The sequence below is a fragment of the Paraburkholderia sp. J63 genome, from assembly GCF_905220245.1.
In the GTDB taxonomy this organism is placed as follows: Bacteria; Pseudomonadota; Gammaproteobacteria; order Burkholderiales; family Burkholderiaceae; genus Paraburkholderia.
In genome coordinates, this window is sequence record NZ_CAJMZF010000017.1 from 1 (window position 1) to 16,034 (window position 16,034).

10 protein-coding genes and 2 tRNA genes are annotated in these 16,034 nt (G+C 67.4%); 7 read left to right on the plus strand and 5 right to left on the minus strand.

What is annotated here, in order from left to right:
* Positions 1-225 precede the first annotated feature (225 nt).
* The 4 genes from U5775_RS19245 (at position 226) to U5775_RS19260 (ending at position 2,887) form a co-directional block, all read left to right on the plus strand.
* Positions 226-540, plus strand: coding sequence for an HU family DNA-binding protein (locus U5775_RS19245; protein WP_322059685.1), 315 nt, complete (start codon positions 226-228; stop codon positions 538-540).
* A 78-nt stretch (positions 541-618) separates the two neighbouring features.
* Positions 619-694, plus strand: a tRNA-Val gene (locus tag U5775_RS19250).
* 60 nt (positions 695-754) lie between these two features.
* A tRNA-Asp gene (locus U5775_RS19255) sits at positions 755-831 on the plus strand.
* Between the two features lie 112 nt (positions 832-943).
* Positions 944-2,887, plus strand: coding sequence for a SurA N-terminal domain-containing protein (locus U5775_RS19260; RefSeq protein WP_322059686.1), 1,944 nt, complete (start codon positions 944-946; stop codon positions 2,885-2,887).
* A gap of 112 nt (positions 2,888-2,999) precedes the next feature.
* On the opposite strand, the gene U5775_RS19265 is transcribed toward U5775_RS19260, so the two are convergent.
* Both U5775_RS19265 and U5775_RS19270 read right to left on the minus strand, forming a co-directional pair.
* Positions 3,000-3,347: a hypothetical protein gene (locus tag U5775_RS19265; protein ID WP_322059687.1), complete on the minus strand. Its 348-nt coding sequence runs from the start codon at positions 3,345-3,347 to the stop codon at positions 3,000-3,002.
* A 159-nt stretch (positions 3,348-3,506) separates the two neighbouring features.
* Positions 3,507-4,277 carry an arylesterase gene (locus U5775_RS19270; protein WP_322059688.1) on the minus strand — a complete coding sequence of 257 codons (771 nt, stop codon included), beginning with the start codon at positions 4,275-4,277 and terminating at the stop codon, positions 3,507-3,509.
* A 6-nt stretch (positions 4,278-4,283) separates the two neighbouring features.
* Here U5775_RS19270 and U5775_RS19275 point away from each other — a divergent pair, with 6 nt between their 5' ends.
* Positions 4,284-5,063 (plus strand): ABC transporter ATP-binding protein, encoded by a 780-nt coding sequence (locus tag U5775_RS19275; RefSeq protein WP_415913606.1) that lies wholly within the window; start codon positions 4,284-4,286, stop codon positions 5,061-5,063.
* 78 nt (positions 5,064-5,141) lie between these two features.
* Here the strand turns inward: U5775_RS19275 and pgi are convergent, their stop codons facing one another.
* The 3 genes from pgi to U5775_RS19290 form a co-directional block, all read right to left on the minus strand.
* The gene (pgi, locus tag U5775_RS19280) at positions 5,142-6,761 is read right to left on the minus strand and encodes a glucose-6-phosphate isomerase (protein WP_322059690.1); all 1,620 of its coding nucleotides are present in this window, start codon (positions 6,759-6,761) and stop codon (positions 5,142-5,144) included.
* A gap of 223 nt (positions 6,762-6,984) precedes the next feature.
* The gene (locus tag U5775_RS19285) at positions 6,985-8,616 is read right to left on the minus strand and encodes an NAD(P)H-hydrate dehydratase (RefSeq protein WP_322059691.1); all 1,632 of its coding nucleotides are present in this window, start codon (positions 8,614-8,616) and stop codon (positions 6,985-6,987) included.
* A gap of 190 nt (positions 8,617-8,806) precedes the next feature.
* Positions 8,807-10,102, minus strand: a complete 1,296-nt coding sequence (locus U5775_RS19290) for an FAD-dependent oxidoreductase (protein ID WP_322059692.1) — start codon at positions 10,100-10,102, stop codon at positions 8,807-8,809.
* A gap of 510 nt (positions 10,103-10,612) precedes the next feature.
* On the opposite strand from U5775_RS19290, the gene purL reads away from it, so the two are divergent.
* Positions 10,613-14,689, plus strand: coding sequence for a phosphoribosylformylglycinamidine synthase (purL, locus tag U5775_RS19295; RefSeq protein WP_322059693.1), 4,077 nt, complete (start codon positions 10,613-10,615; stop codon positions 14,687-14,689).
* A gap of 204 nt (positions 14,690-14,893) precedes the next feature.
* Positions 14,894-16,030, plus strand: coding sequence for a Fic family protein (locus U5775_RS19300; RefSeq protein WP_322059694.1), 1,137 nt, complete (start codon positions 14,894-14,896; stop codon positions 16,028-16,030).
* Positions 16,031-16,034: the final 4 nt, after the last annotated feature.

Consider the following 16,034-nt stretch of genomic DNA (forward strand, 5'->3'; position numbering starts at 1 on the left):
TGGGCGCATCCGTCAGATTCGTTGACATTGCGACGGGCGCGCGGCAGCCCCCAAAGAGCCCGCGCCAACGTCCTTCGAAATCCTCGCGGCATCGGGCCGAACCCCGCTTGACACGGCGCTTTCGGCTTCGTTAAATGAGCGGGCTCCGGAGCCAGACCAGACCGGGGCGCTTTGTCCGAACAAGTTTTCAACCAGTGATGTTCCTTCCCGGCGCATGGCGGCACATTGCGCCACCACGATTGCCCAAACACATTCTCGGGGGCTGGAATGAATAAAACGGAATTGATCGACCACATCGCGCAACAGGCCGACATCTCGAAAGCGGCTGCGGGGCGCGCACTCGATGCCGTGATCGGCGGCGTCAAAGGCACGTTGAAGAAGGGCGGCTCGGTCACGCTGATCGGCTTCGGCACCTTCGCGGTCGGCAAGCGTACCGCGCGTACGGGACGCAATCCGCGCACCGGCGCCGCGATCAAGATCAAGGCGGCAAAGGTTCCTAAATTCAGGCCTGGCAAAGCGCTCAAAGATGCGCTAAACTAATGGGCTCGCTACTTTTTGAGTAGCGTAGTAAAAGCGGCACAAAAACGCAGCCGAAACAGGCTGCGGAGATTGGAAGCTGGGTGCTTAGCTCAGTTGGTAGAGCGGCGCCCTTACAAGGCGTAGGTCGGGAGTTCGAGCCTCTCAGCACCCACCACAGCTTCAGATCCCGCACACGCGAAAGCGATGTAGCGCAGTGCGCGCAGTACACCAGCACGGAGCGGTAGTTCAGTTGGTTAGAATACCGGCCTGTCACGCCGGGGGTCGCGGGTTCGAGCCCCGTCCGCTCCGCCAGATATATCGGCAAGAATCAGCAAGAAGGCGAACTCCGGTTCGCCTTTTTTGTTGGCCGCTGTTGTAATATCGGGCGTTCTATTTTTGGGCGCCTTCCAACGCTTGGTCACGCATGCTCGACTTTTTCCGCAATCACAAACGACTGATGATGATGATGCTGATGCTGGTGATTCTGCCAGGTCTCGGCTTCGTCGGCATTCAAGGCTTCCGCGGCTTCTTTGACGAAAGCGCGAACGTTGCGAGCGTCAACGGTCACAAGATCACTCGCGCCGACTTCGACAATGCCTCGCGTCAGCAGATGGACCAGGCGCGGCAGATCATGGGTGCGCGCTTCGACGCGAGCACCTTCGATACGCCGCAGCATCGCAAGGACATCCTCGACGGGCTCATCCAGCAGCGCGTGCTCGTGGACGAAGTCCAGCGCCTGCATCTGACCGCGTCGGACGAGGCGGTGCGCCGCACGCTGCTGTCCGATCCGATCATCTCGTCGCTGAAGAACCCCGACGGCTCGATCGATCTCGACAAATACAAGCAACTGCTCGCGATGCAGGGCATGACGCCCGAGCAATACGACGAGCGCGTGCGCTATAGCCTCGCCATGCAGCAGTTGCCGGCGGCGCTCGTGAACAGCGCGTTCACGCCGAAGGCGCTCGCGCAGCAGCTCACGGAGCTTTCCGAGCAGCAGCGCGAGGTGCAGGGGCTGGCGTTCCACGCGAGCGACTACGCGCCGAAGATCAACCCCACCGATGCGCAGCTGCAGTCGTACTACGACGCCCACAAGAACGACTTCGCCACGCCGGCCACGGCGCAGATCCAGTATCTGGTGCTTTCGGCCGCAACGGTCGCGGCTTCGGTCAACCCGAGCGACGCCGATCTCAAGAAGTACTACGACGACAACATCGCGCACTACAAGACGCAGGAAGAAGTGCGGGCGAGCCATATTCTGATCACGGTCGCGAAGGACGCGAGCGCGGCCGATCGCGCCGCCGCAAAGCAGAAGGCCGATCAGATTCTCGCCGAGGTCAAGGCGCATCCCGACCAGTTCGCGCAGATCGCCCAGAAGGAATCGCAGGATCCGGGTTCGGCCTCGAAGGGCGGCGATCTCGGCTACTTCGGTCCGGGCATGATCGCGGGCGGCCAGGCTTTCGACGACGCTGTCTTCAAGCTCAAGAAGGACGAGATTAGCGACGTGATCCAGTCGGACTTCGGCTATCACATCGTCAAGGTGACGGACATCAAGCCGTCGGTGACGAAGTCGTTCGACGAAGTCAAAGGCCAGATCACCAACGACGTGAAGACGCAGCAGGCCGCGAAGCTGCTCGCCGACGCCACGGACGGCTTCACGTCGATGGTCTACGAGCAGTCGAAGAGCCTCCAGCCGGCCGCCGACAAGTACAAGCTCACGCTGCAGACGGCCACGGTCACGCCGAAGCCTAATCCCGCGCTGCCGCCGGACAGCCCGCTGAACAACCAGAAGTTCCTCGACGCGGTATTCGCGAGCGACTCGGTCAACCAGCACAACAACACCCAGGCGATCGACGTCGGCAACAGCACGCTGATTTCCGCGCACGTGACGAGCTTCCAGCCCGCCGCCGTGCCCGCGTTCGCCGCTGTCAAGGACGCTGTGCGCCAGAAGGTGGTCTCGCAGCAGGCCGGCGAGGCGGCGCGCAAGGACGGCGAGGCGAAGCTCGCGGCGCTGCAGAAGTCGAAGGCCACCGACGGCTTCTCGTCGGCGCTGAAGGTCACGCGCAACGACGCACAAGGGCTGCCGCCCAACGCGCTTTCGGCGGTGTTCAAGGCCGACCCGCAGAAGCTGCCCGCGTACGTGGGCGTCGATCTCGGCGATCAGGGCTATGCGATCTATCGCGTGAACAGCGTCACCAACGGCCCGCCCGCCGACGGTCCGCGTCTCACCGCCGCGCAGCAGCAACTCGCGGGCGTGAGCGGCCAGTCGGAGACGCAGGCTTATCTCGATGCGCTGCGCGATCGTTCCAAGGTCAAGCTGTACGGCTCGCTGAACGCGTCGAGCCAGTCCGACGGCGGCGACGGGCAGTAAGCGTCGCAGCCGGTTTCAGGCCTGGCGCCTGAGCACAACAAAAGCCCCGCAAATGCGGGGCTTTTGTTTGGGCGCGCGCAGCGCGACAGAGGTGTTGCGCGCGCGTTCTCGATCAGAGGCAGGCGCTGATATCGCTCGTGGCGTTGCTGTCCGCACCACCGCCTGCGCGGAAACCCACCCACGTCTTCGCGTTGGCGTTCCAGGCCGGGCGCACCGTTGCGGCCGCACCGTTCGGCGGCTGCTGGCCGGGCACGTAGACATCCACGGCCTGGTCGTTGGCGAGCACGCTTTGCTGGACGACTTGCTGCTGCGAGCTATCGGCCCACTTCTTGGCGATGCATTGCGCCACGGCTGCGGGCGGTTGCTGGCTCGTGCCGACCGATTGCGTGCCGCTTGGCATCGGCTGATTGGCGCAGGCTGCAAGGGTGACCGTAATGGCAATCAGAGGTAAATATTTCACGTTTTCTCCCTCAGTCAGGGTCAGTCGAGGATCAGACGAAAGCCACTCGTCCGGAGCAAGGATGTGACCAGGCAAGCGACGCGCAACACGCGCGTCGGCGTCGCACGCCTTATCCGACGGCGCAAGGGCCCGCTCTGCAAAGGTGCGGGCGCTGTGCCGTCAGTGCTGGGCGCTGCCGCCGAGCAACGGCTTGAGCGTCGGCCACACGTTGTCGAGGAGCAAAGATTGTGCCTGCTGGGTGGGGTGCAACTGGTCGGACTGAAAGAGATCGGGTTTGTCGGCGAGACCGGCGAGCAGGAACGGCACGAGCGGTACATGGAGCTCCTGCGAGAGATGGCCGTAGAGGCCGTGGAATTTGCGGGTGTAGTCGGGGCCGTAATTGGGCGGCACGTACATGCCCACCAGCACCGGTCGCGCATTGCCCTTGCGGATCTGGGCGATGATCGCGCGCAGATTGCTTTCCGTCGTCGCGAGCGGGACGCCGCGCAGCGCGTCGTTCGCGCCGAGCTCGACGATCACGATCGAAGGCTTCATGCGCTGCATCACGAGCGGCAGGCGGGCGAGTCCGCCGCTCGTCGTGTCGCCGCTGATGCTCGCATTCGCAACGCTATAATCGATCCGCTCGCTCGTGAGCCGCTGGCGCAGCAGGGCGACCCAGCCCGTGTCGCGCGGCAGGCCGTATTCGGCCGAGAGGCTGTCGCCGAGCACGGCAATGACGGGTTTCGCGGTGACCGGTTGACCCGCAGGCGCCGTAGCCGCGAGCGCGTCGTGCGAGCCGCCGGGCAGCGCGGCGGTAGCGGCCAGGCCGAGCGCCGCCGTGGCCGAGAGAGCGGCAACGGCGGCGATGGTGTTGAGGGCCCTGTGGACCGTGTGGGCCGTTGCGGCCGGCGCGCCGCGCCGCGCCCAGGCGGCGAATCTTTGCTTCATCATGTGCGAATGAATAGCGATCCTGTCATCGAAGTGCGTGGACTGTGCAAGCGGGTCACCGACGCAACCGGCGAGTTGACGATACTCGACGGCATCGACCTGACCGTGCACGCGGGCAGCAGCGTGGCGATCGTGGGCGCCTCGGGTTCCGGCAAGTCGACGCTGCTGGGCCTTCTGGCCGGGTTGGACAGCGCGAGCGCGGGCTCGGTTCGCCTGCTTGGCCATGAGCTTACCGGCATGGCCGAGGATCAGCGCGCCGCACTGCGCAATGGTTCGGTGGGCTTCGTGTTCCAGTCGTTCCAGTTGATGCCGCATCTGAATGCGCTGGAGAACGTCGCGCTGCCGCTCGAGCTGCAAGGCGGCCTCACCACGCGCGAGGCTTTTGCGCGCGCGCGCGCGCTGCTGGAGCGCGTCGGGCTCGGGCAACGCACGTCCCATTATCCGAAGCTGCTTTCGGGCGGCGAGCAGCAGCGTGTGGCGCTGGCCCGCGCGTTCGTCACCCAGCCCGCCGTGCTGTTCGCCGACGAGCCCACCGGCAGTCTCGACGCCGCCACGGGCCATGCCGTCATCGACCTGATGTTCGAACTCAATCGTGCCAACGACGGTGCCAACGACGGTACGCACGGCGCGACGCTCGTGCTCGTCACCCATGACGTCGATCTCGCGCGCCGCTGCGATGCCGTGGTGACGATCGAGGCGGGCCGCCGCGTGCCGAATGCGCTTCATGTCGAAAGCCCCGAGGACGTGCGCGATACCCCCGAGCGAGGCCGTATCGAAGCGGGTCGTTAGCCCGGAGCCGCGCGCTCCACAAACAAACAAGGCGTGCACGGCTCGCACCGCGCACGCCTTTTTCATGCCATCACCACATCAACGCTTGAGCGCGGCGCGCGCCCGCGCGATCAGCGCGCTCGTCGACGAATCGTGCGGCTTCACGTCGGCGCTCGCGGCCGTGAGGTCGGCCTCGACCACCTTGCCGAGAATCTTGCCGAGCTCCACGCCCCATTGATCGAACGGGTTGATGTCCCAGACCGAGGCCTGCACCAGCACCTTGTGCTCGTAGAGCGCGATCAGCGCGCCCAGGGACCGCGCCGTGAGCGCATCGACGAGCAGCGTCGTGGTCGGGCGGTTGCCGGGAAACATGATGTGCGGCACGAGCTCGGGCTTGTCCGGACCGGCAATCTTCTTCGCCTCTTCCTCGGTGCGGCCGAGCATCATCGCCTCGCTCTGCGCGAAGCAGTTCGCGAGCAGCTTCGGGTGATGATCGGCGAGCGGATGCTCGGGCGTGAGCACGGCGATGAAGTCGATCGGCACGATCGTCGTGCCCTGGTGCAGCATCTGGAAGAACGCATGCTGGCCGTTCGTGCCCGGCTCGCCCCACGTGATCGCCGAAGTCGCGTAGTCGACGAACTTGCCGTCCAGACGCGCCTGCTTGCCGTTGCTCTCCATCTCCAGTTGCTGGAGGTAGGAGGGCAGGTAGTGCAATGCTTCGGAGTATGGCGCAACCAGGTAGCTCTGCGAGCCAAAGAAGTTGCGATACCAGATGCCGATCATGCCGAGCAGCACCGGCAGGTTCTTTTCGAGCGGCGCCGTGCGGAAGTGCTCGTCCATGTCGTGGGCGCCCGCGAGCAGTTCGTCGAACTGCTGCGGCCCGATGGCGATCATGATCGAGAGGCCCACCGCCGACCACAGCGAATAGCGGCCGCCCACCCAGTCCCACATCTCGAAGACGTTCTCTTTGGCGATGCCGAATTTCACGACTTCGGCGGGGTTCGCCGAGACGCCCACGAAGTGCTTCGCGAGCGCGTTTTCCGGGCAGCCGTGCTTGACGAACCAGTCGCGCATCGAGCGCGCGTTCGTCATCGTTTCGAGCGTCGTGAAGGTCTTCGAGACGATGATCGCGAGCGTTTCCTCGGGGTCGATGTTTTCGATCACGCGCCAGAGGTCGGCGCCGTCGACGTTCGAGACGAAGTGCGAAGTGATCTCGGGCGTTTCGAGGTGCTGGAGGGCGTGCACGACCATCTTCGGCCCGAGGTCCGAGCCGCCGATGCCGATGTTCACCACGTGGCGGATGCGCTTGCCGGTGTAGCCGGTCCAGGCGCCACTGCGCACGGCGTCGGCGAACTTCGCCATCCTGGCTTTTTCGGCGACGATCTGTGCGTGGAACGGCGCGTTCGGCTCGGTCGCGCGCAGTGCCGTATGCAGCGCGGCGCGGCCTTCGGTCGGGTTGACGACTTCGCCCGCGAACATCGCGTCGCGGCGCTTTTCGACGCCGGCTTCGCGCGCGAGCTGCACGAGCAGCTTCAGCGTGGTGTCGTTGATGCGGTTCTTCGAGAAGTCGGCGCCAAGGCCGCCGCCCGTGTACGTGTAGCGTTCGGCGCGGGTCGGCGCGGGATCGTTGGCGGGTGCGAACCAGTCGCGCATCTTTTCGTTGCGGATCTGTTCGTAGTGCGTCTGTAGCGCGGACCAGGCAGGAAGCGGATTCGTCATGTTCGTCTAGCGAGGGAAAACGAATGGAGGGCGGCGAACGGCGCAGGCCGGTGGGCCGACGCGCGCGTCACGCGCTGCGGGGATGCGCGCACCGCCGGTGGGCGACGCGCGAAAGTTCAGTATAGCGGGGCCGCGCGCTGCCGGGCAGCATCGCGCGAATCGCCGGGCAGACTAGCAAGCGGCGTGCCGTGGGCGTACCGTGCAGCCGCCGGCGAAGCTTGCATCAATCTTTCGGTGCGTAGAAGAGCCGGTTCATCAGGCGTCGAACCACGGGCGCGAGCTCGCCCGCCGTGAGGCCCGCGGGGCCGTTGCCTTCGCCGACGAGCGTATCGGCGGCGAGACCGTGCAGGTAGACGCCGGCCAGCGCGGCTTCCCAGGGCGGCAGGCGCTGTGCGAGCAGGGCGCCGATCAAGCCGCCGAGCACGTCGCCGGTGCCGCCGGTGGCGAGGGCCGCGTTGCCGGTCGGGTTGACGGCGACACGGCCGTCGGGCGTGGCGATGATCGTGCCGCTGCCCTTGAGCACGGCAACCGCCGCGTAGCGTGTCGCGAGCGCGCGCGCCGCAGCGAGCCGGTCGCGCTGCACGGCCGCCGTATCGGTGCCGAGCAGCCGCGCGGCTTCGAGCGGATGCGGGGTGAGCACGCACGGCGTGCCGTGGGTGCCGAAGTGCTCGGCCACGCGCGCGGCGAGCACGTCGTCGCGGGCGACGAGGTTGAGCGCGTCCGCGTCGAGCAGCACGGCGACGTCGAGTTGCAGGATGCGGTCGACGAGCTGCCGCGCCGATGCGCTGCCGCCCATGCCGCAACCGGCCGCGACGGCGCTCATCGTGTCGAGCGCGAGCTTGCCCGCGGTATGCAGCATCAACTCGGGGTGCGGGGCGTCGTAGGGTGGCGCGTCGTTGCCGAGGAAGCCCACGTGGACCTTGCCGGCGCCCGCGAGCAGCGCGGCGCGCGCGGCGAGGATCGGCGCGCCGCACATGCCGGTGTCGCCGCCCACCACGGCGAGCGTGCCGAAGCTGCCCTTGTTGGTCGCGAAGTCGCGCGCGGGGAGCGCCGCGGCGAACAGCGCCGGCGCGTTGAGCCGCGCGGGCTGTGCGGATTGCGTGGGGCCGGGCGCTTCGATCAACGCGCTCACGTTCGCATTCAAGGCCGCTTCCATGCCTGCACTCAAGCCAATCGGCGCGACGCTCACGGCGCCCGCGTAATCGCGGCCCGCGCCCGTATAAAGCCCCGGCTTCGCGGCGATGAAGGTGACGGTATGGGTCGCGCGCACGGCGGGCCCATCGCCGACGACGTTGCCGGTGTCGCTGTCGAGGCCGCTGGGCACGTCGAGCGCGAGCACGCGGCCGTGGCTGCGCGCGTGTGCCGTGAGCCGCTGCGCAAGCGCGCCGAATACGCCATCGAGCGCGCGGGCGAGGCCGATGCCGAACAGGCCATCGACGAGCCAGCCGTAGGCGTCGAACGACTCGGGCGGCCTGGTGGCGATCGGCACGCCTGCCGCGCGCGCCTCGGCGAGCGCCCAGCGAGCGTCGTCGGGCTTCACTTCCAGCGGCATGCAGACTTCGACGGCGATGCCCGCGCGCTTGAGCTCGGTGGCGCTCACGAGCGCATCGCCGCCGTTGTTGCCGGGGCCCGCGGCGAACCAGACGGGCTTCGCGCTGGCCGGCGACGGCGCGTGCGCGATCTGCTCGCGCAGGAAGTGGGCCGCGGCGGCACCCGCGCGCGCCATCAGCGCGTGCGCGGGCAGCGCGGCTTGGGCGGACACTTCGGCTTCGCGTAGTTGCGCGACGCTCAAGAGCGGGACGGCTCGGTCGTGCGGATTGACGAGCGTGGGGAGGGTAGGCGTGGCGTCTGTCATGGTAGCGAGGGCGGCCGCAGGGGCTGCGGCGCATGCGGGAGTTCGACAGTGCAACGATACCCGAGCGCCGCGCGCCTGGCGTGGCCGGGCGCGCCATTGCTATGGCTGTCGTTGTCCTTTTCGCTGCCGACGGCGTGACGCCCGCGGCCCCGTAAGTGAAACGGAACTCAGCGGAAGGCGCGGGCGCGCCTCAATCGCGTCCAGGCCAGAGCGCCTCGATGGTCTCGGCGGGCAGATCGGGCGCGCTGCCCGAGATCTGCGCGGCAATGAGGCGCGCCGAGCCCAACGCGAGCGCCCAGCCGGTCGGGCCGTGCCCCGCGCTGACATAAAGGCGCGGGTGCCCGGCATTACCGACCGCGGGCATGCCGTCGGCGGAGAGCAGCTTCATGCCTTCCCACGCGAGCGCCGCCGAAATGCGCGCGGCGCCCGGCGCCCAATCGCGCGACGCCTCGCCGAGCAGAGCGAGCGCTTCTTCGGTGAGCGACTCGGGCAGCGCCTCGTCGAGCTCCTTCGCACGCTGGAGCACCGCGCCGCCCGAGATGCGCAGCCGGTGGTTCGTGCGGGTGATCGCGATGCGCCGCGCGGCGTCGATCAGCGTCGTATGCGGCACGCATTCCTCGTGCGCGACGGGGGCGTTCAGCGTATGCATCCGCACCGGATAGAACGGCAGCTTGATGCCGAGCGGCGCGAGCAGCCTGGGCGTTTGCGCACCGGCCGCGACGACCACGGCATCGGCGGAAATCACCTCGACTTCGCGCTTGCGCGCGGCCTCGTCGGGGCGCGGCGCGAGCTCCACGGCCGCGCGCGTGTTCTCTAGACGGATCGCGTTCACGCTGCGCCCGGTCTGGAACTGCACGCCGCCGAGCGTATCGAGCACCTGCTTGAGCTGCTTGACGAAGAGCGGGCAATTGGCCACGCGTGCATGGTCGAAGCGCACGGCGCCGGCGAACGGCGGATCGGCGGGAATCGTGTGCTCCGCTGCCACGCACTCGTGCGGCGTAAGGACGTGGTGCGGCGTTTCGAACTGACGCAGCAGTTCGAGCGCCGGTTGCGTGAGCGACCATTCGTCGCTGCCGCGCACGAGGTAGAGCAGGCCTTCGCGCTGTTCGTATTCGAGCTGGAAGCGGCCTTCGGCGTCGTCGAGCGCGCTTTGCGCCGACTCGATCAGCGGTCGCAGCAGCGTATAGCGCGCCGCGAACGCTTCGGAGCCGTGCAGCGTCGCGAGACGCTTTACGAAGGCGCGTGCATGGCCGGTGAAGCCGGTCTTGCAGATCACCCCGCCCGACGACTGCCGGCCGTTGCGCAGAAAAGTGGGGCCGAACCAGACGTCGAGCGGCGTGGGCAGCACGACGCCGCTATGGCCGTAGCTCGCGCCTTGCGCAACGGTTGCGTGGCGCTCGACCACGCAGACGCGATGGCCCGCCGCGCGCAACTGGTAGGCGGTGGCGACGCCGGCGATTCCGCCGCCAATGACGATGACATCCATGATGATTCGATCTGCAGGCAGGCGGCGCGCCGAGGAGCGAGGGCGCCCTGCCGAAGAGGGTGAGGCATGCGGCGCGCGCTGTCGCGCCGAGCGGGTGAAACGCGCAATCATAGCAGCCAAACCGGCCCGCTCGCCATGTGCGTTGCCAGCGAAACTGCGCGTCCGCGAGGCGGGTACGAGGCGCCCGGAACCCGTTTCGGCGCGTGCACGCTGCTGGCCAGCGGCTCGCTCGTTCGTCCGTTCTGTGTCGCGAAAATATCCGCGACGCTACGCGGATCGTCGCCGCGCCATGCGCCCGAGTCGCAAAAAGACGCACGGCCGTGCCGCGCGAGGCACGTTGCACGCGCCTCGAAGGGCGGCCGGACGGGGTCTTCCGGGTTATAATCGCGGTCTCCTTTCATCGCCCGACGTCGGCCCGACGTCACCGCCTCTCGTGCGGCGTATCGCCACCTGGCGAGATGCCCGTGCGAGGCGAAGGCGCGACGCAACTTCGACGCAACGCCCCAGTCCATGGCCCACTTCTCGTGTTTCCCCGGTGCTTCGGCCCTTTCCGACTTCCGCCAGACCCGTCTGCTCGAAACGCTTCAGCGTATCGATGCCAATATCGTCGGCGTGCACGGTCAGTTCCTGCACTTCGTCAACTCGGCCACGCCGCTTTCCGCTGACGACAGCGCGAAGATCGATGCGCTGATGCACTACGGCGCGCCGTTCGCGGCCCCGCAGGAGCGCGGTAGTGCGCAGACGTTCCTCGTGGTGCCGCGCTTCGGCACGGTGTCGCCGTGGGCGAGCAAGGCCACCGACATCGCGCATCACTGCGGCCTCGAACAGGTGCGCCGCATCGAGCGTGGCGTCGAGTACACGGTGGTCCTCAAGAGCGGCCTGCTAGGCGGCAAGAAGACGCTGTCGGACGAGGCGCACGCGGCCGTGGCCGCCGCGCTGCACGACCGCATGACCGAGAGCGTGGCGGCTTCGCGCGACCAGGCGCTGCATCTGTTCGACGAATTGCCGGCGCGCCCGATGCAGACCGTCGACGTGCTCGGCCACGGCCGCAAGGCGCTGGAGACGGCCAACGGCGAACTGGGCCTCGCGCTCGCCGACGATGAAATCGACTACCTCGTCGAGAATTTCACGAAGCTCGAACGCAATCCGACCGACGTCGAGCTGATGATGTTCGCGCAGGCCAACAGCGAGCACTGCCGCCACAAGATCTTCAACGCGAGCTGGACGATCGACGGCCGCGACCAGGACCTGTCGCTTTTCGCGATGATCCGCAACACCGAGAAGGTGAGCCCGCAAGGCACCATCGTCGCGTATTCGGACAACTCGTCGATCATGGAAGGCGCGGTGGCGGAGCGCTGGTTCCCGCGCAAGACCAACGAAGACGGCAAGCCCGGCGAGCAGTACGGGCGCCACACCGAACTCACGCACACGCTGATGAAGGTGGAGACGCACAACCACCCGACCGCGATCTCGCCGTTCGCCGGCGCGGCGACGGGCTCGGGCGGCGAAATCCGCGACGAAGGCGCGACGGGCCGCGGCGCGCGTCCGAAGGCCGGTCTCACGGGCTTCACGGTCTCGAACCTCGACTTGCCCGATGCGCGCGAAACGTGGGAAAACGCCCGCGACGCGGTCACGCCGCTCGCGCACCGCAATCCCGCCGATGCGACCGAAGCCTACGGCCGTCCGGACCGCATCGCCTCGCCGCTGCAGATCATGATCGACGGCCCGCTCGGCGGCGCCGCGTTCAACAACGAATTCGGCCGTCCGAACCTCGGCGGCTACTTCCGCACCTACGAGCAGAACGTCGCGGGCACCGTGCGCGGCTATCACAAGCCGATCATGATCGCGGGCGGCATCGGCAACATCAGCGCGACGCTCACGCACAAGCTCGACCTGCCCGCGGGCACGCTGCTGATCCAGATCGGCGGTCCCGGCATGCGCATCGGCATGGGCGGCGGCGCGGCCAGCTCGATGGCCACGGGCACCAACACGGCCGAGCTCGACTTCGACTCGGTGCAGCGCGGCAACCCTGAAATCGAGCGCCGTGCGCAGGAAGTCATCAACGGTTGCTGGCAGTTGGGCGAAGCCAACCCGATCCTCTCGATTCACGACGTGGGCGCAGGCGGCCTCTCGAACGCGTTCCCCGAACTCGTCGATGGCGCCGACAAGGGCGCGCGCTTCGAGTTGCGCCAGGTCCAGCTCGAAGAATCGGGCCTCTCGCCGCGCGAGATCTGGTCGAACGAATCGCAGGAGCGTTACGTCCTCGCGATTCCGCCCGCCGATCTGCCGATGTTCGAAGCGATCTGCAAGCGCGAGCGCTGCCCGTTCGCCGTGGTGGGCGTCGCGACCGAAGAACGCGAGCTGAAGCTCGTCGACACCGACGAAGCGGCGCTCGCCGCGAACGGCGGCCATCAGCCCGTCGACATGCCGATGGACATCCTGCTCGGCAAGCCGCCGCGCATGCACCGCAACGTCGAGCACGCGAGCGTGCCGCTCACGCCGGTCGAAGTCACGGGCATCTCGCTCGACGAAGTCGCGAAGAGCGTGCTGCGCAATCCGACCGTGGGCAGCAAGTCCTTCCTCATCACCATCGGCGATCGCTCGGTGGGCGGCACGAGCGTGCGCGACCAGATGGTCGGCCCGTGGCAGGTGCCCGTCGCCGACTGCGCGATCACGGCGCTCGACTACGCGGGCTACAAGGGCGAAGCGATGACGATGGCCGAGCGCACGCCGCTCGCCGTGATCGACGCGCCCGCCTCGGGCCGCATGGCCGTGGGCGAGGCCATCACCAACATCGCGAGCGCGCCCATCGTGTCGCTCGACAAGCTCAAGCTCTCGGCGAACTGGATGGCCGCGTGCGGCGCGCCGGGCGAGGACGCCGCGCTCTACGACACCGTGAAGGCGATCGGCATGGAGCTGTGCCCGGCGCTCGGCATCGGCATTCCGGTGGGCAAGGATTCGCTCTCGATGCGCACGAAGTGGAACGAAGCGGGCGTCGCGAAGGAAGTGGTCGCGCCGGTCTCGCTGATCATTTCCGCGTTCGCGCCGGTCGAGGACGTGCGCCGCCACCTCACGCCGCAACTGCGCCGCGTGGATGAAGCGGGCGAGTCGGTGCTGATCGCCATTGATCTGGGCCGCGGCAAGAACCGCATGGGCGGCTCGATCTTCGCGCAGGTCACGCAGCAGGTCGGCGACGCGGTGCCCGACGTGGACAGCGCCGAAGACCTCAGGCAGTTCTTTACGGCGATCCAGCAACTGAACGCGAACGAGCAACTGCTCGCGTATCACGACCGCTCGGACGGCGGCCTCTGGGCGACGGTCTGCGAAATGGCGTTCGCGGGCCATACGGGCGTCTCGCTGAACGTCGACATGCTCACGCTCGACAGCGACCACGAGTCCGATTACGGCGACGCGAAGGACTGGGCGAAGCAAACGAGCGGCCGCCGCGAAGACCGCACGCTGCGCGCGCTGTTCTCCGAAGAACTGGGCGCCGTGATCCAGGTGCCCGCGCAGCAGCGCGACGCCGTATTCGCCGTGCTGCGTCAGCATGGTCTCTCGGCGTGCTCGCACGTCGTGGGGTCGCTGAACAACCGCGACTCGATCGAAATCTATCGCGACGCCAAGCGCATCTACGAAGCGCCGCGCGCGGAACTCCATCGCGTGTGGAGCGAAGTGAGCTGGCGCATCGCGCGCCTGCGCGACAACCCCGCCTGCGCCGACGCCGAATACGATGCGCTGCTCGACGCCGCCGATCCGGGCATGCAGCCGCATCTCACGTTCGACCCGGCTGAGGACGTGGCCGCGCCGTTCGTCGCGAAGGGCGCGCGTCCGCGCGTGGCGGTCCTGCGCGAGCAGGGCGTGAACTCGCACCTCGAAACCGCCTATGCGTTCGATCGCGCCGGTTTCGACGCGCACGACGTGCACATGAGCGACCTGCTCGAAGGCCGCGCGACGCTTGCCGACTTCGCGGGCGCGGTGGCCTGCGGCGGCTTCTCGTATGGCGACGTGCTGGGCGCGGGCGAGGGCTGGGCCAAGACGATCCGCTTCAACGCGAAGCTCGCGGACATGTTCGCGGCGTTCTTCGCGCGCAACGACACCTTCGCGCTCGGTATCTGCAACGGTTGCCAGATGCTCTCGAGCCTCGCGTCGATGATCCCGGGCGCCGAAGCCTGGCCGAAGTTCACGCGCAACAAGTCGGAGCAGTTCGAAGCGCGCTTCTCGCTCGTGGAAGTGCAGAGCTCGCCGTCGATCTTCTTCAAGGGCATGGAAGGCTCGCGCATTCCGGTCGCGGTCGCGCACGGCGAAGGCTACGCTGACTTCTCGCAGCAGGGCGACCTCTCGAAGGTCGCCGTGGCGATGCGCTACGTCGACCACCGCGGCCAGGCGACCGAAGGCTATCCGTTCAACCCGAACGGCTCGCCGCAGGGCATCACCTCGGTCACGACGCCGGACGGCCGCTTCACGGTGCTGATGCCGCACACCGAGCGCGTGCAGCGCACCGTGACGATGAGCTGGCACCCGGAAGGCTGGGGCGAGGCGAGCCCGTGGCTGCGTGCGTTCCAGAACGCGCGCAAGTGGGTGGGCTAATAAGCTGCGCTGAGGTTCGGCCCTCAGGTTGACGGCCATATTTGTTGAATCGGAGTCGAGAGACCCCGGCCAGGCCCAGAATCTGGGTGTGGCCGGGGTTTTTCATTTTGGCGGCATCGCTTTGCGGCGAATACACGCCCTAATCGCCGCATTTTGTGCGGTGATTAACTTGCTGCTGCGGCGAATACGGCTCATAATCGCCGCATGAATAGCGGCGATTACACCTACATCTGGCAAGCCGACGACTGGCCACGCTGGCGCTACGACCTCGCAACACTGGCCGAGCCCATGGCCGAGGCCAGTCGCGCCCAAGGTCTGTTGGCGGGCCGCCTCGCCGATGTCGGCATGGCGCTGCGCGATCAGGCCAGCCTCGCGGCCTTGACCGAGGACGTGGTCAAGACGAGCGAGATCGAAGGCGAGCAGCTCAATGTCGCGTCGGTGCGCTCGTCCATCGCCCGTCGTCTCGGCGTGGACATCGGCGCGCTCGCGCCCGTGGATCGTCACGTCGAAGGCGTGGTCGAGATGGTGCTCGACGCGACGTCGAACAGCCAGTTGCCGGTCACCCAGGCGCGACTGTTCGGCTGGCACGCCGCCTTGTTCCCGACCGGCTACGCGGGTCTCTCGCGGATCAACGTCGGTACATGGCGCGACGACGCGAGCGGCCCCATGCAGGTGATATCCGGGCCGATCGGCCGCCAGCGCGTGCATTTCGAAGCGCCGCCGGCGGACCGGCTGGAGGCCGAAACAGGCCGCTTCCTCGACTGGATCAACGGCCCCGCGAAAGAGCCGCCGCTGATCCGGGCAGCGCTCGGCCACCTGTGGTTCGTCACGCTGCACCCGTTCGACGATGGCAATGGCCGCGTGGCCAGAGCGATTGGCGATCTGCTGCTCGCCCGCGCGGATGGCAGCTCGCAGCGGTTCTATAGCTTGTCGGCGCAGATCCAGCGAGAGCGCAAGGCGTACTACGACATTCTGGAGCGCACGCAAAAGCGCTCGATGGATGTCACCGAATGGCTCGCGTGGTTCCTCGATGCACTGCATCGCGCCATCGACCAGGCGCAATTCACGCTCGACGCGGTGCTGGGCAAAGCCAGCTTCTGGCGCCACTGGGCCACGTCGCCGTTCAACGAGCGGCAGGTCAAGTTGCTCAACAGGCTGCTCGATGGATTCGACGGCAAGCTCACCAGCGGCAAATGGGCGGCTATCGCCAAATGCTCCTCCGATACCGCGTTGCGCGACATCAACGATCTGCTGGCGCGTGGCGTGCTGCGCAAATCGGAAGGCGGCGGCCGCAGCACTAGCTACGAGCTGGAGGCGTTGCCGAAGTCGCAGCGAGCCTGAACGG

What these genes read in the sequence shown, in the direction of transcription:
- U5775_RS19260 (WP_322059686.1), top strand. Translation starts at nt 944, where the DNA reads ATGCTCGACTTTTTCCGCAATCACAAACGACTGATGATGATGATGCTG.
- U5775_RS19270 (WP_322059688.1), bottom strand. Translation starts at nt 4,277, where the DNA reads ATGATGAAGCAAAGATTCGCCGCCTGGGCGCGGCGCGGCGCGCCGGCC.
- U5775_RS19275 (WP_415913606.1), top strand. Translation starts at nt 4,284, where the DNA reads ATGAATAGCGATCCTGTCATCGAAGTGCGTGGACTGTGCAAGCGGGTC.
- pgi (WP_322059690.1), bottom strand. Translation starts at nt 6,761, where the DNA reads ATGACGAATCCGCTTCCTGCCTGGTCCGCGCTACAGACGCACTACGAA.
- U5775_RS19285 (WP_322059691.1), bottom strand. Translation starts at nt 8,616, where the DNA reads ATGACAGACGCCACGCCTACCCTCCCCACGCTCGTCAATCCGCACGAC.
- U5775_RS19290 (WP_322059692.1), bottom strand. Translation starts at nt 10,102, where the DNA reads ATGGATGTCATCGTCATTGGCGGCGGAATCGCCGGCGTCGCCACCGCC.
- purL (WP_322059693.1), top strand. Translation starts at nt 10,613, where the DNA reads ATGGCCCACTTCTCGTGTTTCCCCGGTGCTTCGGCCCTTTCCGACTTC.
- U5775_RS19300 (WP_322059694.1), top strand. Translation starts at nt 14,894, where the DNA reads ATGAATAGCGGCGATTACACCTACATCTGGCAAGCCGACGACTGGCCA.